Origin of the sequence: Fervidicella metallireducens AeB (assembly GCF_000601455.1) — a bacterium.
In the GTDB taxonomy this organism is placed as follows: Bacteria; Bacillota; Clostridia; order Clostridiales; family Caloramatoraceae; genus Fervidicella; species Fervidicella metallireducens.
In genome coordinates this window covers 1-22895 of the sequence record NZ_AZQP01000035.1, presented here as the reverse complement: position 1 = coordinate 22895, position 22895 = coordinate 1, and the positions used below count along the sequence as shown (strand labels likewise).

Below are 22895 nucleotides of genomic sequence, written 5' to 3'. Positions count from 1 at the left end.
TATAAAAATGAAGAATGTGACAGAAATTTGACTGTTATAATATGTTGATAAAAAAATGAAATAATGTTAATATGAGGAAAATGATAATTTGTTTATGATTTTTTAGATAGGAGGGTTTGCTATGAATGGGAAGTTTATACCTGAAATAAAAGGAACCTTAAGAAGTCATATGGTTGAAATGCCTTTAGCTATTAGAGAAGCAAGCGGCATTTTAATTTTTGGAAAAAGAATTAAGTCAATAGTTTTTACAACAGATGTTGCTATAATAAGAAACACTAATGCAGATGCAGTAATTGCGGTATATCCATTTACTCCCCAGCCTGTAATTACCCATGCAATAATGCAGTCAGCTGATGTTCCCGTATTTTGTGGGGTTGGTGGGGGAATTACCACTGGTAAACGCGTAGTAAACCTTGCTTTAGATGCAGAGTTTCAAGGGGCAATTGGAGTTGTTGTTAATGCACCAACTTCTAATGACACAATAAGAAATATGAGAGAAACCATTGATATTCCCATTGTTGTTACAGTGGTATCGGAAAAGGAAAACTTTAAGGAAAGAATAGAAGCGGGAGCAAGTATTTTTAATGTATCAGGGTCAAGTAATACTCCTAACATAGTAAGAAAAATACGAGAGGAGTTTCCTAATATTCCGATTATAGCAACAGGAGGGCCATCGGAGGAAACTATAAGGGAAACAATAAGAGCAGGTGCAAATGCAATTTCATATACACCACCGACAACTGCAGAAATATTTGGGGAAATTATGGAAAGATATAGAGATACTTTTTAAAGGCTTATATTATCTGAAAATAATTATTTTCTGTTAATATAAATTATATTTATTTTTTCATCTCAATTGGTTATAATTAGATATATACCAAAGGAATAACAGAGTTATGTTGGAGGTGAAAAAATGGATAGATATGTTTGTCCTGCATGTGGATACGTGTATGATCCTGAGATTGGCGATCCAGATGGTGGCATTGCTAAAGGAACAAAATTTGAAGATATACCAGAGGATTGGGTGTGCCCAATATGTGGTTTATCAAAGTCAGAGTTTGAAAAGATGTAGAGAAAAAATCCTAATTCAAGGATGAGACTTTAACTCCTCCTTGAATTTTTTATTGATATCTTGATAATAATAAAAATTTTCTGTAAACTTAGAATATCAATGCTTCTATTTTGCATTAATAGAGGATAGTATGTCCATTTATTACTTTGGGGGGATAAAATGCAGAAGGTATTAAACTTAAATTTAGAACAGATGAAAATTATTTCGGATCAGAACAAAATAAATATCCTTAACTGCTTTGAATTAGATAAGCCTTTATCCATTAATGAAGTAGCAGAGAAACTTGGTATTTCTTATTCTAAGGTTAATTATCAAATTAAAACACTAGAAAAAGTTGGTCTTTTAGAAGTTGTTGATACTAAAATAAAGTCAGGAATAATAGAAAAATATTATTTGCCTACTGCGGAGGAATTTAGAATAGACAAGAGTATTTCTATTATTGATGGAGCAGATGGTGGTGAATATAAAAAAAGAATAAAAAAATTTTATGATTCTATATTTAAGGGTGTAACGGAAGATTATAAAAGTTTGCTTGAAAATATAACAAGTGATACTTTTGATAATATAGCTATGATAAATAGTACAATTTTTTTAACTGAGGAAGAAGCCAGGGAGTTAAAAAATGAAATTCAAGAAAATTTTAAAGTTATCCTTGATAAATATGGAGATAAAAGGGAAAATACCCAGGCTTACAACATTGCTTCATTTTTATTAAAAAGAAAAAATCAAAAACAGTATTTTGATTAATAAAATAATTAAACTTCATTAAAAACTCCATGAAAAATGGAGTTTATTTTTTTATCAAAAAATGTTTTACTATTATTTAATTTTTAATATTCATACAAATTGATTTACCTTTATAAATAGAGTAAAAAAAAGAAAAACAGTGAAAATATACAATAATTTGGCAAAATAAGAATTGTTATGAAAATATTGTAATGATATAATAAATTATACCATTTTAAAACTTTATAATGGTATAAAATTTTAAATCGTTTAATAAATTTTATATGAAGGGAGGAGGTTGTAATAATAAAAAAACTGCATCTTAGCTTTGAGCAGATTAAAGTAATTTCTGATGAAAACAAAATAAGTATATTAAATTGTTTTGAATTAGAAAGACCATTAACAGTAAAAGAAATTTCAGAGAAACTGAAAAAACCTTATTCTAAGGTAAATTATCACATTAAATTATTGGAAAAGGCGGGGTTAGTGGAGGTTGTTGAAACTAAAGTAAAGTCGGGAATTATAGAAAAGTATTATTTACCAACAGCTGAAGAATTTGCAATAGACAAAAGTATTACAGTAATTGAAAATGATGTGAATTTAGAGGAATATAAAGAAAAAGTAAAAAGCTTTTACAAATCTATTTTTAAGAGCATTGAAGATGACTATAAGTATCTTATCGATAATTTGTCACCAGGATCACTTGTTGACAGTTCACTTCTCAGCAGCGTTATCTTTTTAGATGATTACCAGGCAAGGACTTTAAAAGAAGAAATAAATGATTTTTCAAGAGAATTGATTAATAGGTTTGGAGAAAAAAGGGATGGAACAAATGCATATAGCATAGGGACATATATGCTTTTGAAAAAGAATCAGGATCAATACAAGAAAAAATAATTGGATTTTAATTATATAGAAATTAAACCAAAGAGAGATAAAATTTATGTTTTTGCTTGGTTTACTTTCTTTATATAAATAAAAAATAAAGGGGGTCTATAATTTGAATTACAGGAAGTTTATTAGTTTTATAATGCCTTTGATTTTTGTTTTTACTACCTTTACTCCACAGGCTTTTGGTAAAACTAATAAGGTTTATGATGAAATGGAAAAAGTTCACCAAATGAAAATTGCGGCTCAGGTTGAAAAATCTTTAGGAGAATTTGAAATATCAACTGATAAGGACAAAGATATTGAGTTGCTTGTTGTTTCACAATTAGAAACTGACATAAAGGATAAATTGAAGAAAAACGGAGCAAAAAAAATTATTAACTTATGTGAAGGATTTTATAAAATTGTCATTAATTCAAGGGACGCTTATAAACTTTCATATATTTCACAAATTGTTGGTGTTGGTGTAAATCATAAAATCAATTTACCAAAAACTCAAAAGGCACCTATAGCACTGCCACAATTGGAGTATTCAAATCAGGATACAACGATAAAGGATTTATGGAAGGCTGGATATGACGGAAAGGGAAGTTTAATTGCTGTTATTGACACTGGTTTTGAACCAAATAATGAGCTATTAACGATGACAAGTGATGGCAAATTAAAAATAGTTGATTATCAAGACTTCAACAGTGCTGGCTTTATGTTTGATAATCCACAACCTGCTGAGGGTGATGTAAAACTTTCAGAAATGACAGTTAACAGTTCAGAGATAGTTATTCCATATAGTTATTCATATAAGGATTCTACAACAGGAAATGTTGTTACAAAGGAAGGAACAAAGACTGTTAAAGTGAGGGATGATTTAATAGACAAAAAAATTCTCAGCGGTGTTTTTAGCGAATACAGACTTTTAATGGATGATGGTACTTTCTTTGATACGAATAACAATGGAACTACGGATATTTTCCCAGTGGTGGCTTATGATGTGGACAACGATGGAAAATATGACAGACTTATGATGGATACGGATTTAGATAATAGCTTTATTGGAGAAAAAGCTATTGGAATTTATAAAGAAGTTGCAAAAGGCATAAAGGATAAGGTTGTATTTGAGCTTAACAATGGAGAACCTGTTTTAGAAGGAGATTTGCCTAAGGTTGTTGATGAATACAAAGATGATATTGAATTACTCTTTAATACAATAAAAAATAAAATTACAGATTCTAGCAATATTCTATCCAAGACACGTTTTAATTTTGTATGTACTAGAATTGATGACGAAACCTTCGGAACTTGGTATGCAAATATAGCTTATGATACAAATGGACATGGTACACATGTTGCTGGTGATGCTGCAGCTAATGGATATTTAAGCCACGAATTTGTAGACAAGTCTATAGAATCCACTGGCAAATTATTTGGGCCAGCCAAGGGTGCTCAGGTAATGGGAATAAAGGTTTTTGAAACTGCAGGTGGAACATATGAGGACAGGTATATTAAGGCAATGCAGTATGCAGCAGTTAATGGGGCAGATATTGTAAATATGAGTCTTGGAAGCCTTCCAGAAATAACTGATGGAACTTCTTTAGGTTCTTTATATGCTGATTTATTAACAGTGAAGTATGGAACTTTATTTACAATATCAAATGGTAACAGTGGACCAGGATTAAATTCAAACGGAAGTCCTGGGGACAGTAACTATGCCTTGACAGTTGGTGCATATTGTCCAAGTTTTTATGTGGTAGGTTCTAAATATAAAAATGCAGAGGATCAGCAATGGATTTTCTCATCAAATGGTCCAAGTGATGATGGAAGAATAAAACCTGAAGTTGTTGCTCCGGGGTCAATGGTTTCAGCTGCACCAATGTGGGAAGTAATTGGGAAAGGATATAGTGAGGATTTTACTTTCAAGGATATGGACGTTACAGGAAAAGCATATATTGGTTATTCAAGAGAACAAGGAACTAGTATGGCAGCTCCATATGCTGCTGGAGTGGCTGCAGCTTTGATGGAGGCAGTTAAAAAGGAAGAGTTAAAATACAACCCATTGTTATTTAAAGAAGCTATAAAGAAGTCATCAACAAACACTATAAACTCAAAGAAGTATAATCAGTTAGAAATTGGCTACGGAATGATAAATCCAATGGCAGCATTAACAGAGTTAAGGACAATGAATAATTCATCAAAAACACCAGATTTAACAACTGGTCAGCAGCCATCATATAATTGGCCATATGATTATAATGATAAAAATTTAAAATATACTTCATTTAATGATTTATATGTATATCCATTAGTTAAGTATAAAAACGATGAAAGAATGAGAAATGCTGAAGCACAGGGTGTTTATGTTAGAGATAAGGAAATACCTGAAAGTATAGAGATAGATTTATATAATTATACTTCAAAAGATTTAGTATTAAATTCAACGGCAGTAACATATGGCCTTGGACAGAGCACCTCTTGGATTGTTTTTCCAGAAAAAGTTGAACTAAATAAGCAGCAGATAAAAACGATTACAGTAACAATAGATAAAACAAAGCTCCAAACAGGTGTGAATACTTTAAGATTGGAATTTGATGATTTAAATACTTATCAAATGGATTGTGTAATTCCTATAACAATAATAAATTATGAAAAACTAAATTTCTCACAGCCAGTGAGTATGGCAACTGAAACTATTAAACCAGGTGCATTTACAAGAAATTTTATATCTATTGATAGAAATTTAGAAAGCTTTAAAGTAAGTATTGAAGTGCCAGAAAATATGAATGGAAGAATAAGACCATTTATTTATTTCCCTAATGGAAGACCTTATACTCCAACAAAACAATATTCATTTGCTGGTTTGCAAAATGATGGAAGTTATATTAAGAAGGTTGAATATATCATAAACAGAGGAGATTTAGAAAAAGCTTCAATGGATATTCGTACCCCAAATCCAAATTCATTGTGGAAATGGGAGGGGACATGGGAGATTGATATGTATTGTTCCTATGCATCCCAAAGTAGTGTAACAGGAACTTTAAAATTATCAACCAATGGTGTTTTAATGAGCGAGGATATGAAGAACCTGTCATTAAATGCAGGCAATGAATATACAGGTGAATTAATTGCATCTAACACATCTGGTAAGGATGTTAAAATAAAATCCAACGGTTTGGTAGAACTTAACAAAAATAAAGTAAAGGAAAGAATAACAGGCTTTAGAGAATTTCAGACGTTAGAGAGAGGTTTTGAAATTAAGGCAAATGAAAAGAATATTTTCCACAGGGTTATAATAACAAATGCTTCATATGGGGAAGGGGCTAGGGTATGGCTTTACCTTTATAAAGCAAAATTAAATCCAGATGGAACATATACCCTAATAAAACCAATGATTAACAAATATATCAATGTGCAGAGAAATGGAATGGAAAGTGAAATGATAACATATAACCTAGAGCCAGGTTATTATGTGTATGCTCTATTTGGTGGAATGATGGAATATGGACCTGTAGATTTTGATTTAATAACACAGGTTGTTAATGAAAGTGATGCAATAAAAGGAACAGTTAAGGTTAAAAGTACACAAATTCTTCCAGAAGGTGAAACAGCAAGAATTCAATACAGTCTAACAGCACCAGCAAATTCTGGAAACTACATGGCTAGAATTTATTTTGAAGATAATGAGGGTAAAGTTATTAAATTCTTCCCTATTTATGCTTCAGTTGATGAAACAAAATTAGGATTTAAGTTATATCAGAAAAATATACCGCTTTTAGAAAATGAGTTTGAGGTTAATTTAGATGCTGATTTTAGCGAAGTTTCCAGTGATGTGGAAAAGCTTTATGGTATAGAATATGAGATTCAATATAATCCTGAAGAACTTTCAGCTGTAAATGTTCAAAGGGGAGATGTTTTTACTGATATAAATAGTTATGAGGTAAACCTTGAAATCGTAAAAAATGAAAAAGGGGAAGAAATAGGATTGATTAAATATGCCATTGCTTTTAAGGGTATGGATACAAATGGAATTTCAACCGGAAATGTTGGAAAAGTTATTTTCAAGTCATTAAAAACTGGTGCTTCACAGTTAAATATAAACAACATTACGGTAGGTAACTATGAAGGCAAGGAACTTATGGTTAAGGTAAATAAGAACAGTATAGTTACAGCTACACCAGATGTTAATAATGACGGTGTTGTAGATGTAAAGGACTTTGTTTATGTATCATATTCTTTTGGAGCAGACACAAGTAATGTAAGGTATAGACTTTCTGCTGACGTTAATAAGGATGGTGTAATTAATCAGACTGATTTACAGTATATAATTAAATATTTTAATTTCTCATTTTAAGGGGGGAAAAGGTTTTGTTAAAAAAATTATATAGCTTATTGTTAGCGGTTATTTTCATTTTTATTTCATCCACAACAGCCTTTGCTTCTGTTAGTAATAGCAATAGCCCAATTTTGCAGGGGAAATTGCTAAAAAATCAAGGACAAAGTGATTTTCTGCATAAACAGATAACTAAGGCTATCATAGAGGAAGGAATAAAAACAGAATCAACAGATAGAGATATAAAGCTTATTGTTGTATCAGAAGGTAGAGATATAAAAAGGGACCTACAGAGATTAGGTGCGGAAATAAATAATAATACAAAGAACGTCTATGTTATAAACATACCTGTTTCAAAGGCACAAAATCTTGCAAACATCAGGGAAATTAAGGCAATTGGGAGAGATAAAATCTTAAGCATTCCAGAGCCAATAGAAATGGAAAATATAAAACAAAATGGCAAAATTGCTTATCCTAATATGGAATATTGTCATGAAGTAACAGGAATAGCAAGCTTATGGAATAAGGGATATGATGGTAGAGATACTACAATTGCAGTAATAGATACAGGTGTTGAACCTAAAAATGAATTACTGACAATGACAACTGAAGGAAAATTAAAAATTGTTGATTACAAAGATTTTTGGAAATATACAGGAGAAGACAGTGAAGGAGATATAAAACTTGTTGAAAAGCAAGTAATATCAGAAAATGGCAATAAATTTATAGAGTTAAACAATAGAACTATAAAAATTAACAACATAGAAGCTGAAAATGTATTGGCAGGCTATTTCAATGAAGACAGATTAGTGGTTGAGGGTGGAAACGGAAGACATGATGTAAATAACAATGGTAAGACTGACGATTTAATACCTGTCGTTGTTGCAAATTATTCTGATAATCCAGAAAACAGCAAAATCTATGTTGATACAAATTTAAATTATGATATGAATGACGAAAAGGAAATGGGAGTTTATGAAAAAGTAGCGAGAGATTTGAGGGACAAGGTAATATTTGAATTTCAGGACAAAAAGCCATTACTTGAAAATAACAAACCAGTTGTAAAAAGTGAGTTCAAAGAAAAATATGATAAATTAACTAATTCCTTTGCAAATTTAGGAACTGGATATAACATGAAAAATACATCATTTAACTTCGTTGTATCAGAGGTAACAAAGGATAATAATGAGTGGTATGTTAATTTATCCTATGACGGAAACAGCCATGGAACTCATGTTGCAGGTGATGCGGCAGCTAATGGATATAAAGACTTGCCATTCATAAATAAAACTGTTAAAGACGCCAAAGGTAATCTGGTTACAGATGGAACAATTAAAGGTACAGCTCCTGGAGCACAAATAATGGCACTAAGGGTTTTCCAAAGTGATGGTGGAACTCCGGAATCTGCCTATATGATGGCTATGGATTATGCAGCAAAAAATGGGGCAGATGTAGTGAATATGAGTATAGGAAGCTTGCCTGATATCAACGATGGAAATGAACCAGCAGCTGTACTTATAAATATTTTAAGTAAAAAATATGGAACTGTATTTTGTCTATCAGCAGGTAACAGTGGTCCAGCTTTAAATTCTACAGGGGTTCCTGGTGTTAGTGAATGGGCTTTTACAGTTGGTGCATATAATGCTGCGTGGCTAAATTATGGTGCTCCTGAGATTGAAGATGGTCTATGGTATTTCTCAAGTAGAGGACCAACTGAAGATGGAAGACTAAAACCAACCTTTGTAGCACCAGGAAGCATGATTTCAGCAATGCCTATGTGGTATGGTGAAGTTATCAGAGAAGGTCAGCAGGGCTCAGGCATGTTTGTAGGATATGGAAGAATGGAAGGTACAAGTATGGCTAGTCCATACGCAGCAGGAATTTCTGCTGCTTTAATTCAGGCAATAAAGGAAAAGGATATACCATATCATCCGTTAGTTTTAAAAGAAGCTATATTTGAAACTTCAAACAAGGAAATTGATGGTAAAATCCATACTCCAGTTGAAATAGGAGGGGGATTGATTGATCCTGATAAGGCTTTAGATTATTTAAACAACTTAAAATTAAAGGGATTAAATCAAGATGAGCTTAAAAATACAAATGGATATATAGATAGAAATGAAATTGTTTTAAAAACAGAGTTTGATTATTCAGAAAAACTGACATATAAACCAGAGGGTCTATATGTTAGAAGTGGGGATATTCCTGATGAGGTTAAACTAACTATTTCAAATACCAAGGACAGAGATTTAAATATTAATTTAACTAAGGAAAGTTATAATTATTCAAATGATTGGCTGTCAATACCACAAAATGAAATAACTCTAAAAAAAGGTGAAATCAAGGAGATTACGCTAAAAATAAATAAAGATAAACTGTTAAAAGGATTAAACAGCCTGATTATAAAAATGGATGATCCATCAACTGTTCTCAAGGAAGGATTTATTCCTGTAACAGTTATAAACTATATGGATTTAAGTGCTGAAAATCCAGTTAGATATGAAAATGAAAGCAGGGAGATAAAGCCTGGTCTGACTGACAAGCATTTTATCAGGATTCCTTTTGGTGTTGAAAAGGTTGAAATCGATGTAGAAATGACAGATTTCACAGATTCAGCTTATTTGTTACCTATAGTTGCTGGTCCATCAGGAATTGAAGAAAATAATTTGCCAGGTACAGTATCAATCAGTTATTTAAACCCAAAGACAACTATCATAATAAACAATCCTACTCCTGGAACATGGGAGATTGATTTGTTATCAAGGATCGTAGCAGATATAAAAAATGTAAGGGGTAAGCATAAAGTAACTGCAAGGCTTAAGGGTATTGTATTCGGTCCTGATGTTGTGAAATACAGCGGCAGATCTGGAGAATATATAGAAAAGGGATTAAAGCTTAATTTATCAAACAGCACCAACAATGAAAAGCTAAAGGTTAAGCTAGTAAAGACAAGGCTGGTAGGTCTAGATTCAAATAAGATAATTGAACATAAAAATATTAAAAATCATGATTCAACCATAGTTCCATTTACCATAAAGGATAATGATCCAAATATTTTTACTAGGATACAAATCAGAAATACTAAATTTGAAGGCGATGATTTAGATCTTTACCTTTACAAGGTTTTAGATGATGAAAAGGGAAATGATATCCTAGGAAATGCAATTGCAATGTCTGCTAATTCAGGTAGTAATGAGGATATATATTTAGAATATTTGAAGCCAGGTAAATACGCTATTGTTATTGATGCTTATCAGACAGCTGAAAATACAGAATATGATTTGACTTACCAAATTGCAAACAGCTCAAATGGTCAGAATTTAATTGATATTAAAACTTCTGAAATTGAATTGTCAAGAAGTTTGTCATCAGTTGACGTAGGATTAAGGGTACCAACTGTATCTGGCAAATACATGGGATTAATCTTTGCATATGATGAGGATGGAAATGTATTAGGTAGGGCAAAAGTAGAGGCTTTAGCAACTGGAACAGATAATTCAGTTAATTTAAGACATGATGAGATAGTCTCTGTAAATAGTAATTTTGATATGGTTCTTACTGGTGACATTAAAGAAACAAATAATTTAAATAATATTTATGGTGTTCAGTTTGAATTGTTATTTAATTCAGATGAAGTTAACGTTTTGGATATTGTAAAGGGTAACATCTTTGAAGGTACAAACGTTATTGAACTTGAAAAGACAGTTGAAAACAATAAAGTAATATATGCAGCAGCTTTTGTTAATAATGAAGGAGATATAAATTCAATGGGAGTAATATCAGGGGATATAGCAAGACTTAAATTGAACGCTAAAAAAATTGGTAAAGTATCAATCAATTTCAAAAAATTATTACTGGTTAATCATTTAGGTGATGATATTGCTATAAACATCCTGACAGATAGTAGTTTATCTATTGCTAATCCAGATATAACAATGGACTCAGTAATAGATATCAGAGATATTTGTAAGGTAGCCCATAAATTAGGCAAGATAAATGGACAGGATGGATATGATTTGGCTTTAGATTTAAATGGTGACGGTTTGGTTGATTTAATAGATTTTAATTTCATCATTAAATGCTTTATTGAGAATTAAGGAGGGTGAGTAATGAAAATAGGGAAGAGATTGTTAAGTATATTCCTTACCTTAAGTATGCTGCTGGGGTACATACCAGCAGCTAAGGTTAAGGCTGATACTGTAAAACCAGGCATTGCAAGCAGTAATCCAGTTAATTATCAGACAGATGTTGATGTTAATATAAAACCAACGATTGTGTTTACAAAGGATATGGATGTAAGTTCAGATGGTTTGATGAGTCAGTATTCAACTTACCTCTATGAAGTAGGTGGTATATCAGTAAAAATGACTAAAAACTATGATGCAGCAACAAAAACTTTAACAATAACACCTGAATCACCTCTACAAAGGGAAAAGGCTTATTTTATTTCCTTATCATCCTATTATTGTAAGGATACTGAGGGAAATGGTTTAGAAAAGGATGTAAAAATATATTTTTCAACTCCAGGTGCGGGAGATAAATTTCCACCGGAATTAGTTGATTCATATCCACAGAATAATGCTACTGCAATACCAACTGATGTAACCTGCAGGGTAACATTTAATGAGGATATGGATGCAAATACAGTTAACAGCTCTAATATAGCTATTCAAGAGAAAATAAATGCATGGACTTGGACTGATGTTCCAGGGGGTGTGACAGTTAATTACGATTCACAAACTAGAACTGCAACAATAAAGCCAGCAAGTAATTTAAAGGTTTATGCAGATTATAGATTATATATAAGAAATGGTGTTAAGGATATTGCGGGAAATAAGATAGAGGAAAAACTTATTGTATTCAAAACAGATAAAACTGATGTAACTGGACCGGAAATTGTCTCAACAAATATTGCAGATGGAGCAAAGGGAGTTTTACCTGAAACAAAATTCCAAGCTACATTTAATGAACCAATAAAACAAAACTATAATTTTGGATATAGGCTTCAAGACAATGTTGTGGTTAAGAAAAATGGAGTTGAATTAGACAGTGGGACATTAGGAATAGATTTAAGCTCTGACTATAAAACATTAAATATACCTGGTAGATATAACAATACCAAGTGGGAAAAGGGAGCAACATATGAAATAACTATAAAAGGTGGGTTAGTAGATAATTTTGATAACCCAATGGGAAAGGAATACAAGTATACTTTCACAGCAGTTGAGAACGATACTACACCTCCAGTTCTTAAAAGTATAACTCCTCAGGATGGGGCTACTGGAGTAGAGGTAAGACCTGTAATTAAAGCTGTATTCAATGAAAAACTTTCTAGGAAGACATATGGAGAGTATGACAATGTAGGGCTATATATAGAAACAACTCCTGGAAGTGGTTTGTGGAATAAGGTTAAAATGCCAAAACCAGGTGGAGCTTCATGGGAAACTATTCTTGCATATTCCATAACTTATGATGAAACTGATAAGGATAATGTTTCAATAACCATGATTCCACAAATTGATCTTTTGAAAAACAGAAAATATAAAATAATGCTTCAGGTAAGCGACGAACAGTATAATTCATTAAATCCATATGAATTCTACTTTACAACTGGTTCAGGTCAGGCAAATGAAGACTCTACACCGCCAACCATTGTAAGCACTTATCCTGAGAAGACATCGCCTAAAGCTACAAATATACCTGTTAATATGAGTGCAACAGTTAAGTTCTCTGAGGCTATGAAGGAGGATACATTAAATAATAATAATGCATACATTCAATATATGAATTCAAGTTATCAGTATGTTAAGGTGGATTCTTATCTGCAATATGATAAAACTACAAATGTATTAACAATTACACCTAAATCAAACCTTGAGTATAAAAAATCATATATGCTTGTTGTAAAGAATGTTGAGGACTTAGCAGGAAACATCCTTGAGGCAGAATACAACTGCGATTTTGAGACAGAGATAAATGTAAAGCCTTTAAAAATAACAGCAATTTATCCAGAGGATGGGGCTGTTGAAGTACCAATTGATAAAAGAATAAAGATAACCTTTGATGAAAAACTTTCATTCATTACAAGTGATATATTATCAAATTTGGTTGTTAAAGAGAATGGCACGGTTGTTCCAACAAGTGGAAGTTCCTATGTAACAGTATCTGTTGACAATAATGTGCTGTATATTTCAAAAAATTATAAAACAGATGGAACAACTATCTGGACTAAGGGTACAAAATATGAGGTTACTTTAAAGAGGGGTATTAAGGATCAGTATGGTAATACCATGTCAGAGGATAAAACTTGGACTTTTACAACGATACAGAATGACACTGTTCCACCGGTTTTAAAAAGTTTAACTCCAAATTTAAGTGCAGATAAAGCTAATCCAACAAGAAATGTTGGTTTATTGCCAACCTTTACAGCGATATTTAATGAGTCTTTAGATCCAGGTTCATATGGAGATTATGGCGGAGTTGCTATTTATTATGATAATGGTTATGGTGGATTCTCAAAGTTATATGATTCAAGTTACAAAAACGGATGGACTGTAACCTGCGATGAAACAGATAAAAATAATGTAGTCCTAACAGTGAAGCCAAAAATGAATTTAGTTTCTGGAAAACTGTACAAATTAACACTGGCTGTAAAGGATAGACAATATAACTTATTTACTCCATCGGATTATTATTTTGTTGCTGGGGAGGTTGAACAGGATTTAATTCCTCCAAGCATTATAGAAACAAAACCAATTAATGGTGCAAAGAATGTTGCTTTAGATTCTATAATAAACGTTAAATTCAGTGAAAAAATGAAGCTATCAACAATAAATGAGAATTCGGTTTATTTACTTAAAGAAGGTAACAAAATTGATGCAAGTATCAGCTATGACGATACTCAAAACCAGGTTACTATAACTCCAAAAACATCATTGTTTAAGAATAGCACGTACACCATTGTTGTTGAAAATACAGTTGAAGATTTAGCAGGAAATAAAATGACTGAGAAATTTCAATCAGTATTTTCAACTGAAGTTGAGCAAATAATGCCAATGGTTGAAAGTATAAAGGTTGTTAAAGATGGTGTTTATACAGATTTAAAAGAAGGGGCAACTGATGTACCATATGAGGATATAAAGTTTGAAATTTTGTTTAATAAATTAATGGACGAGAAGACAATTAAAAATGGCTGGTCTGAGTATATATATATAACAGCAAATGCTGATAAAACTCCTGATTATACAATGACTTCATTAGAAATTACAACAGTAAATGGAAAAACAAAAGTTACAATAGGAGGGTTCTTTGGTTGGCCATTGGTTCTAGAGACAAAAACTAAATATTATTTAGTTATTCCAAACACTGTAAAGGATGTAGATGGTAATACATTAAACAGATTTGAGTTAGGTTTTACAACTGGAGGAAATGAGATAGTATATAACAAGATATTGAAGGTAGATGTGGATAGAGTTCCTTTGCAGAATGATTCCACAGCTGTAACACCAACTTTGGTAAATTTAAATCCGAAGAAAATTACTATTTTAAGCGAAAAACCTTTACTTGGAATGGATGTAAATGATGGTTCAGTTAAGTTATGGTATTGTGATGGAACAACCTATGGTACTTTGTTAAAGGGTGCTAAGGTTACAATTGAAGGAAATAAAGTTGTTGTTGATGTTGCAGACTTATACCTGAAGGAAAATGGGGTATATAAATTACAGATTAAAGATTATTTAACAGCAGAGGATAATGCGCCACTTGATAAAGAGTATGTTTATTATTTTAAGCCAGTTAGAGATAATATCAGTTTTACTTTAGGTACAATTTCGATTGAAGGAAATACTATAATTCCTAAGGATAATGAATCTGTTTTGACAGTCAAGGGAGAAGTTAATGATGTTAAAGAAATAGAGTTTTCAATCATCTATAATCCACAGGAAGTTTCTGTGTTAAATGTAGAACTAAAGGATGAACTGAAAACAATGGGTGTAACTGTACAAGTAGTAAAAGAAGATAGTAATGAAATTGGTAAAATAATATTTAAAGGAAGTTTTTCTGAAGCTACTAATCTGGGTGAATTAATGAAAATCAAAATAAAGTCTTTAAATGGTAATAGAAGCAAGATGTATTTCAGTGATATTTTATACATTGATAAGAACAACGTACCACAGTATGCTATGGGAAACGGTGTAACTATATGTGGTGAAACTTTTGATTTAAATATGGATGGCAAGGTTTCAATACTTGACTTAATATTAGTTACAAGGGCATTTGGCATAAATAAGGATAGTGACAAATGGGAAGAGTTAAAAGGAAGAGACTTAAATGGTGATGGTAAAATAGATGAGAAGGATGCTGACATTATAAAAGCTCATTTTGGTGAAAAAATTGAATAAATACAGGGGATTCCCCCTGTATTTATTCTGAAAGAGGGGATAATACTTGAAAAAATTAATTTCAATTTTTGTTTTTATGATAATGTTTATGAGTAATGTTTTTACTGCAAATGCTCAATCATATATGTCCTATAAAATACAATATGTTGAATTAAATAATAATAAAGTTCAGATGAACCTTACTGTAAATGATGCAAAGGAGCTTTATGGTGCACAAGTTTATTTGAGCTTTAATAAGGATTTGCTCCAGGTAAAAGAAATAGTTAGCGGAAATGTCATTAAGGAAAATGATTCAAATGTAAAATTGATTTTTAGCAAATATGATAATGAAGAAGGCCTAATCAGTTATTGTATAACTAAAATAGGTGAGGTTGAAAACACAAATAGTGCAGGAACATTACTTTCAGTTATATTTGAAAGGAAGAAATTTGGGGATTATAACTTTAAAATGCTAGATAAAACTATGTTTTCAACAAAAGATGGAGTATCCATTGCATATAAATTGCAAGAAGATCCTGTAATTTATTATCCTCCAGTAATGACTGTTAATGTAACAGGTGTAAGGTTAGATAAAACTGATATAGAACTGAAGGTTGGAGAAAGCATAAGATTAAATGAAACAGTAGTACCTGAAAATGCATCGAATAAATCGGTTTCTTGGATTTCCACAAATAGTGAAGTTATAAGCGTTTCTAATGGAAATGTAACAGCATTAAAGGCTGGAGCAGCAAAGGTTATTGTAAAAACCAATGAAGGAGGTTTTACAGCTGAGTGTAATGTTACAGTTAAAGGGGAGATGGAAGAAATTCCAGTTGAAAGTATAAAAATATTACCTCAGACTGTAAATTTAAAGGTTGGAGAGAAAATACAATTAAGGGAAGACATTAAGCCAAAGAATGCAACTCAAAAAGAAGTAAGCTGGTATTCAAGCAATGTTAAAGTAGCAGAAGTTGATTCTCAAGGCAGGCTAACTGCTGTTGGGGAAGGTAAGGCTGTAATAACTGTTAGAACTGATGACAATAAACATTCCGACAGCATTACTGTGACTGTAATAAAAAAAGAAGAATCTAAAAAGCCAGAAACAAAAACTACACAAAAACAAAGCAGTATAGGTGTAGTTAAAAAAGGTGGCTGTGAAATAAAAACATCTACTAATTCTAACAGCAAAACCTTAACGAAATTGCCTGCAGGAGCAAAGGTTGAGATTTTAGGCACAGAGAAGGGTTGGGTAAAGGTTAAGGTTAATGGCAAGATAGGTTATGTATCAAGTAAAAGTTTAGAAGAAACAAAGGTGATACAAACAAATAATCAAGTAACTGCAACTACCAACTTAAATGTGCGAAGTACTGCATCAACAAAAGGAAAAGTTATTGGGGAGATTAAAAAGGGACAGAAAGTAAATGTTATCAAAAAAGTAGGAGATTGGTATCAAATTTCATATAACGGGAAAACAGGATATATTTTAGCTAAGTATACCAAAAAGTAATTAGGGTAATTTAACCTCAAACTGTATAAGTTTGGGGTTTTCTTTATGATATCCTTAGTATTTTTAATATAGTTTGGACATATTTATATAGTAATGAAGGTTGTAATTGGAGGAAAAAATGAAGACAAAGGGAATAGTTTTAACATTATTAATTCTAAGTCTTGTTTTAATATTGATATATTCAAAAAAGCCCTTTATTGAAAGTAGGGATTGGAGCTTTGATAATGCCTTAACTATTAACAATAAAGGTCTTAACAAAGTTTTTGGGGAGATAAAAAATAAAAAGGACGTTGATTTTGTTAAGTTCAAAGGTTCAAAGGGAGATGAATTTTTCATACAGATGCTGATTCCCCAAATTAAGATGAATAAAGGTTTTACCCCAAATTTAGTTCTAATGGGAGAAGGGATATATCATAAAGATTTATTACCATTTGAGGTTAAAAAAAATTATGGAGTAATCAACATAGAGCCTGGTCCAATGGAAAAGGTTTATGACAACTATACACAGACCTATTATTACAGGGCACAGAGCATAAGGGGTGAACTGCCAAAGGATGGTGAATATTATATCGGATTATTTTCAAAAAATAATGGTGGGAAGTATCTTCTTTTGCTTGGTGAAAAAAATAGATTTAATCCATTTAATTTAATCATTTATCCATTTATTTATCTTAGGATAAAATATTTTTTTAATCCATTGCAGACACTAATGAGTATAATCTTTATATTTTTGATTATATTAACAATAGTCAAAAGAAATTATGTTAAACAGGTTATTTATAATAAGCTTTCAAAATAATTAAGGCAGTAGAAAAGAAATAATATCAGGAGATGATGATTATGCTGATTTGTCCAGTATGCAACGGGTTAGTGGAATATATAAAATACTGTCCTGTCTGTGGGGAAAAAATGGAGATTCTAGACAGAGTTGAAAACTACTATGATGATTATTCGCCCTATTTAAATTATTCCATGACTGACATGAACGATGGAGATGTAAACTATATATGTTCCCATATATGCTATTGCCAAAGGTGCGGAAATAGAATTATAGCCTCAGTAAATAACGTATTAGAGTGAGCTTGCATTAATTATTGCAAAGCTCTTTTTTTAATGGGACAGTAAAGAATAGTTCAGAATAAAAAGATAAAGCTATATAAAATGGTAAAATATTGAAATTTTATAGAAAGCAAAATATGAATATGCTTTTGAAAATATATATGGATATTCAACCACTTAAAGTATCTGTCCCTTATTTTAATTATGGATAACAGAATTATTATCTGTTATAATATAGTAATAATTTATTGAATGTCGATGGGGGTAATTTTATGTTAAACAATATAAGACTTTATCAGGATGCCTATGAAGAGGTACTTAATAAATTGAAAAAAAACAGTCAAATTGCGGCAGTACTTGTTTATGGAAGCATGGTATCTGGTGATATATGGGAGAAATCTGATATCGATCTTATGGTAATATCGGAAGAAAAAGGAAAAATTGAAAGTATTTATACTAAAATAAACAATATTATGATACATATTAACTATATATCAAAAGATGTATTTGGTGATTCCTTTAAAAACCTTTTAAGAGGTGGGACACTTCACAAGGCTTTTTTCACTGGAAAGCTTGTTTACTGCAAAGACAGAGAAATAGAAGAAATCTATCAATCTACCAGATTTTATGGTGATAAGGATAAGAAAGTTAGAAACGTTGAAATATTGTACAATTTACTAAGAAGTATGCATTACACAAAAAAATATAAAGTGACGGGTAAAATCGAAACTTCCTTTGAATGGTGTGTTGAAACATTAAACAATTATGCAAGATTGCTTATGAGTATGAATGGTCACATTACAGATAAGGATGTTTTATCATTTGCTGTGAATATGAGCAGTGAGGTAGAATATATATATGGATTAATAAACAGCGACAAAAGGGTAAGAGATAAGATTGAAGAGACACTGGAGATTATAGATAATTTCTTAGAAAATAATATGGAAGAGATTGCATCTCCAATAATTGAGTTTTTAAGGGAGCAGAAATATCCTTGTTCTTCAGAAGACATAAAGAATAGTGAAGAATTCAGGATAATAGGTGGAAATTTTAATGAATTACTTGACAAATTAAGCCAAATGGGATTAATAAGGGAAACTACAAGGGTATATTCATCTTATGGTGAAGAATATTTAATTGATGAAATTGTGTACTACGTTGATTAATGTAATGAATGGTTATGGTTAATGGTTAAAATATATTTTTAAAAACAGGAGGGATGGTTATGGAAAAAATTAAAATTCTTACTGATAGCGCTTGTGATTTAGATTTAGATTATTTAAGAGAATTAGAAGTTGAGTTAATTCCACTGAAAGTAAGTTTTGATCAGGAAGAGTATGAAGATAGGGTAACTATAACTACAAAAGAGTTTTATGAAAAAATGAAGACTTTCCCTGGAGTTCCTAAAACTGCCCAGGCCACTCCAGTGATTTTTGAAGAGAAGTTCAAGAAGTTAATTGCAGAAGGGTATCATGTAATAGCTATATGCTTTTCATCAAGACTAAGCGGGACATATCAATCAGCATGCGTTGCCAAAGAGATGATTGGTACAGATAAAGTAGATGTAATCGATTCTAAGGCGGCTTCAGTTGGGTTTGGTTTGATTGTTCGTGAAGCGGCATTAATGGTTAAGGAAGGCAAAACAAGACAGGAAATTATTGATAGGGTTATATACATGAGGGATAGAATGGAGCATATTTTTGCCGTTGGCTCTTTGGAGATGTTAAAAAAAGGCGGCAGGATATCAACTGCTCAAGCTGTTGTTGGTTCGATTTTAAATGTAAAGCCTATACTTCAGTTTGATGATGGATATATTATCCCATATGATAAGGTAAGAGGGGAAAAATCTGTAATAAAGAAAATGATTGAAACTATGAGGGAAAGAGGTCATGAAATAGAAAAACAGGTTATTGGACTTAATTTTGCTGGGAGCACTGAATTATGTATGGCCTTAAAGGAAGAAATACAAAAGACTTTTAATGTTAAAGAATTTGTAGTTTCAGAAATAGGAGCTGCAATAGGCAGTCATGCAGGACCTGGTACAGTTTCAGTGTTTTTCATGAGAAAATAGACGGTGAAAAATTCTTATCTCTAGCCCTGACTTAATGCAGAAAATCAGATAAGTTAACTTTGTTTAAAGGTTTCAAAATATATTTAAAGCTATTTATATAAATAATATGATAGTTGTATATGTAATTTTTGTAAATTTAATGGAATAAATTTAATTAACGACTTCATAATATTGAGGTGAAGGGTAAGAATGGCAATTATAATAAAGGGTATTATTATAGGCATGATTGTTTCATTTCCAATTGGCCCTTTGGGTATAATATCTATACAAAGAAGTATAAACTGTGGATGGAAAACAGGCTTTTTTTCAGGGATTGGTGCTGCGGCATCGGATATAGTGTATTCTGCAGCAGCTGTATTTGGAATAAGTTTTATAGATGAATTAATACACAGACATAGATGTTTAATTAATAATGTAACAGGGGTATTGTTCCTGGTTGTAGGAATTAATATTTTTACAAATGTTATTGAGGTTAAGTTAAGGAAAGATGATAAAATGGAACTTATATATCCAGCCTTTTCCAACTTTCTGTTGGGATTATCTAATCCAATTACTTTTTTAGTTTTTATAACTGTATTTGCAAAACTAGGTATAAAGGTTGAACCACATGAAATCGGAAGAAATTCATTATTTGTAATTTCTATATTTTCAGGTTCAACTGTATTTTGGTTTATGGCATCAAATTTAATTAATCGCTTTAAGCATAAGTTTAGGATAGAATTTTTGTATACAATAAATAAGTCAATTGGTGTGATAATAGCTTTATTAGGTATTATCAGTATTATTAAGGGTACCTTCAGGATTTAGGAAATTTATTAATTTAAAAAAGATGCGTAAGAATTATCGTACGCATCTTTTTTTGGAGTAATGGAATATACTTTATAAAAAATTTAGAATCTGTTATTATAATTGTATGCAGACAATTTTTGAGGTGATATTATGAAGGTATACGAATCCATTATGATAAATAGAAATTCAGAAGAACCGTTATACATTCAGGTTTATGAAGGTATAAAAGGATTGATAGAAAATGGTGTTTTTAAGCCAAATGAAAAGCTGCCACCAATTAGAAGTTTAGCTTTAAAACTTGGGGTTAATAATGTAACAATTGTAAATGCATATAAACTCCTTGAGCAAAAGGGGTTTGTATACTCTAAAATGGGGAGCGGTACCTTTGTAAGAGGGTACAGAACTCCTAATCTTTCTAATATATCTGTTCAAGTTGTTACCACAGTTGATAAAGAAAGCATAAATAAAAATAAAGGTGAAATAAATCTTTCTACTTCAACACCGAATCCAAAGCTTTTCCCGGTAAATGAGTTTAAGGAAATATTAAATGAAGTTTTAGACAGGGATGGAGCTTTGCCTTTGGATATCAGGAATCCCAAGGATATTTTCCACTTCGTGAATCTATAAAATATTTCCTTGAAGAAAACCAGATGACAGTGGATATTAGTAATATTCAAATCATTTCAGGTGCCAGCAGGGTATAGATATTGTTACAAAGGCATTAATAGGCTTTAACGATACAATTGTTGTTGAAAGCCCTACATATACAGGGGCAATTGCTGCATTTAAGTCAAGGGGTGCTAATATTATAGAGATTCCAATTATGGAAGATGGAATAGATACCGCTAAATTGGAAGATGCTTTAAAAACCCACAGACCAAAATTGGTTTATGTTATGACAAGTTTTCAAAACCCAACCGGGATTTCATATAGTGAAGATAAAAAAATACAACTGCTATATCTTGCTGAAAAATATGATACATACATTCTTGAGGATGATTATCTTTCTGAACTTCGATTTTATGGGAAGGGCAGTATGCCAATTAAATCCCTTGATGCAAATGATAGGGTAATTTATTTAAAGAGCTTTTCAAAAATATTTATGCCGGGAATAAGGTTAGGATTTATTGTTACTCCTAGTCTTGTGACAAGGGATATACTAAATGCAAAACATACAACAGATATATCAACATCAGGGTTAATGCAAAGAGCCTTTGACCTGTATTTAAGGAAGAGAAAATGGGAAGATCATATAAGGATTATGTGGGATGTTTACAAAAAAAGATATGATATTATGGTTGAAACTTTAAAGGAGGAAACACCATTTATAAATTTTAATCTGCCTTCAGGTGGTATACATATATGGGGAAGCAGCGACTTAGATTCAACAGTTTTAAGCAGTATGGCACGTCAGAGGGGAGTATTAATTGCTCCGGGAAAACTATTTTACCTTGATGAGAGAGATAGCAATTATTTCAGATTAAGCTTTGCAGGGGTTGAATGTGAAGAGATAGCTCAGGGAATTAAACTGTTGAAGGAGGCATATGCAGATTTAAAAAATGTAAATATAAATAGTATTGTGCCTTTCTTATAAAAATTTGGAGTTTGTGTAAGAATCTATTTATTAGCAAAATAAAAAATCAGGACCGAAAATCGGTCCTATTACTATTTTATAGCTTCGTTAAGTGCATTTACAAGTGCATCTACATCGATGCCATGAGCCTGTGCACCTTGTTCAAGTGTTTCGAATCTTGCAGCCATACATCCAATGCAGCCCATACCATATTCCCTTAAAACATTAGCTGTTTGTGGGTATTTTCCAACTATTTCTGTAATGTTCATGTCTTTTGTTATCATATATACACCTCCAAAAAATAACAAAGTGATTATACATTTATTAACTTCTATATGTTATCATATAAAGGATATACTGACAAGTTAAACTATAATCAAAATTCCCTTATGATTAATAGTTATAAGCCCTATACTTAAAGGATGTTCTTCAAAATCTTTTTAAAGGGTAACATCAAATAGTATTTGTAGAAACAAATATTTTTATTATAATGTAATTGTATTTTATTAGG

At 31.5% G+C, this 22895-nt stretch carries 16 protein-coding genes; 15 read left to right on the top strand and 1 reads right to left on the bottom strand.

From position 1 onward, the window contains the following. The first annotated feature begins 121 nt into the window (after positions 1 to 121). From Q428_RS10380 to Q428_RS15745, 15 genes are all read left to right on the top strand, one after another. Positions 122 to 790 carry a beta/alpha barrel domain-containing protein gene (locus Q428_RS10380; protein WP_035380700.1) on the top strand — a complete coding sequence of 223 codons (669 nt, stop codon included), beginning with the start codon at positions 122 to 124 and terminating at the stop codon, positions 788 to 790. A 123-nt stretch (positions 791 to 913) separates the two neighbouring features. Beyond that, positions 914 to 1072 carry a rubredoxin gene (gene rd, locus Q428_RS14945; protein WP_084478300.1) on the top strand — a complete coding sequence of 53 codons (159 nt, stop codon included), beginning with the start codon at positions 914 to 916 and terminating at the stop codon, positions 1070 to 1072. A gap of 159 nt (positions 1073 to 1231) precedes the next feature. Further along, positions 1232 to 1819, top strand: a complete 588-nt coding sequence (locus Q428_RS14615; RefSeq protein ID WP_051515116.1) for an ArsR/SmtB family transcription factor — start codon at positions 1232 to 1234, stop codon at positions 1817 to 1819. Between the two features lie 282 nt (positions 1820 to 2101). After that, entirely contained in the window at positions 2102 to 2695 is a 594-nt protein-coding gene (locus Q428_RS10370; RefSeq protein WP_084478298.1) for an ArsR family transcriptional regulator, read from the top strand. Between the two features lie 103 nt (positions 2696 to 2798). Continuing rightward, positions 2799 to 7028, top strand: coding sequence for a S8 family serine peptidase (locus tag Q428_RS10365; RefSeq protein ID WP_035380696.1), 4230 nt, complete (start codon positions 2799 to 2801; stop codon positions 7026 to 7028). A 14-nt stretch (positions 7029 to 7042) separates the two neighbouring features. Then, positions 7043 to 11104 (top strand): S8 family serine peptidase, encoded by a 4062-nt coding sequence (locus Q428_RS10360; RefSeq protein WP_035380694.1) that lies wholly within the window; start codon positions 7043 to 7045, stop codon positions 11102 to 11104. A 12-nt stretch (positions 11105 to 11116) separates the two neighbouring features. Beyond that, complete coding sequence (locus Q428_RS10355) at positions 11117 to 15406, top strand: Ig-like domain-containing protein (protein ID WP_035380692.1); 4290 nt, start codon at positions 11117 to 11119, stop codon at positions 15404 to 15406. Positions 15407 to 15452: 46 nt separating this feature from the next. Beyond that, positions 15453 to 16892 (top strand): SH3 domain-containing protein, encoded by a 1440-nt coding sequence (locus Q428_RS14610; protein ID WP_051515115.1) that lies wholly within the window; start codon positions 15453 to 15455, stop codon positions 16890 to 16892. Positions 16893 to 17010: 118 nt separating this feature from the next. Then, positions 17011 to 17691, top strand: a complete 681-nt coding sequence (locus tag Q428_RS10345; RefSeq protein WP_035380690.1) for a hypothetical protein — start codon at positions 17011 to 17013, stop codon at positions 17689 to 17691. A 41-nt stretch (positions 17692 to 17732) separates the two neighbouring features. Continuing rightward, positions 17733 to 17972, top strand: coding sequence for a hypothetical protein (locus tag Q428_RS10340; RefSeq protein WP_035380688.1), 240 nt, complete (start codon positions 17733 to 17735; stop codon positions 17970 to 17972). Positions 17973 to 18223: 251 nt separating this feature from the next. Then, positions 18224 to 19117 (top strand): nucleotidyltransferase domain-containing protein, encoded by an 894-nt coding sequence (locus tag Q428_RS10335; protein ID WP_035380686.1) that lies wholly within the window; start codon positions 18224 to 18226, stop codon positions 19115 to 19117. 59 nt (positions 19118 to 19176) lie between these two features. After that, on the top strand, positions 19177 to 20022 hold the full coding sequence (locus Q428_RS10330; RefSeq protein ID WP_035380684.1) for a DegV family protein: 846 nt from the start codon (positions 19177 to 19179) through the stop codon (positions 20020 to 20022). Between the two features lie 189 nt (positions 20023 to 20211). Further along, a complete protein-coding gene (locus Q428_RS10325; protein ID WP_035380682.1) occupies positions 20212 to 20829 on the top strand; it encodes a LysE family transporter in 618 nt (205 codons plus the stop codon). 132 nt (positions 20830 to 20961) lie between these two features. Continuing rightward, positions 20962 to 21438, top strand: coding sequence for a GntR family transcriptional regulator (locus Q428_RS15750; protein WP_051515114.1), 477 nt, complete (start codon positions 20962 to 20964; stop codon positions 21436 to 21438). Positions 21439 to 21511: 73 nt separating this feature from the next. Beyond that, the gene (locus Q428_RS15745) at positions 21512 to 22405 is read left to right on the top strand and encodes an aminotransferase class I/II-fold pyridoxal phosphate-dependent enzyme (RefSeq protein ID WP_201769278.1); all 894 of its coding nucleotides are present in this window, start codon (positions 21512 to 21514) and stop codon (positions 22403 to 22405) included. Positions 22406 to 22476: 71 nt separating this feature from the next. Here Q428_RS15745 and Q428_RS10315 read toward each other — a convergent pair whose 3' ends face one another. After that, positions 22477 to 22668: a DUF1858 domain-containing protein gene (locus tag Q428_RS10315; RefSeq protein WP_035380680.1), complete on the bottom strand. Its 192-nt coding sequence runs from the start codon at positions 22666 to 22668 to the stop codon at positions 22477 to 22479. Positions 22669 to 22895 lie beyond the last annotated feature (227 nt).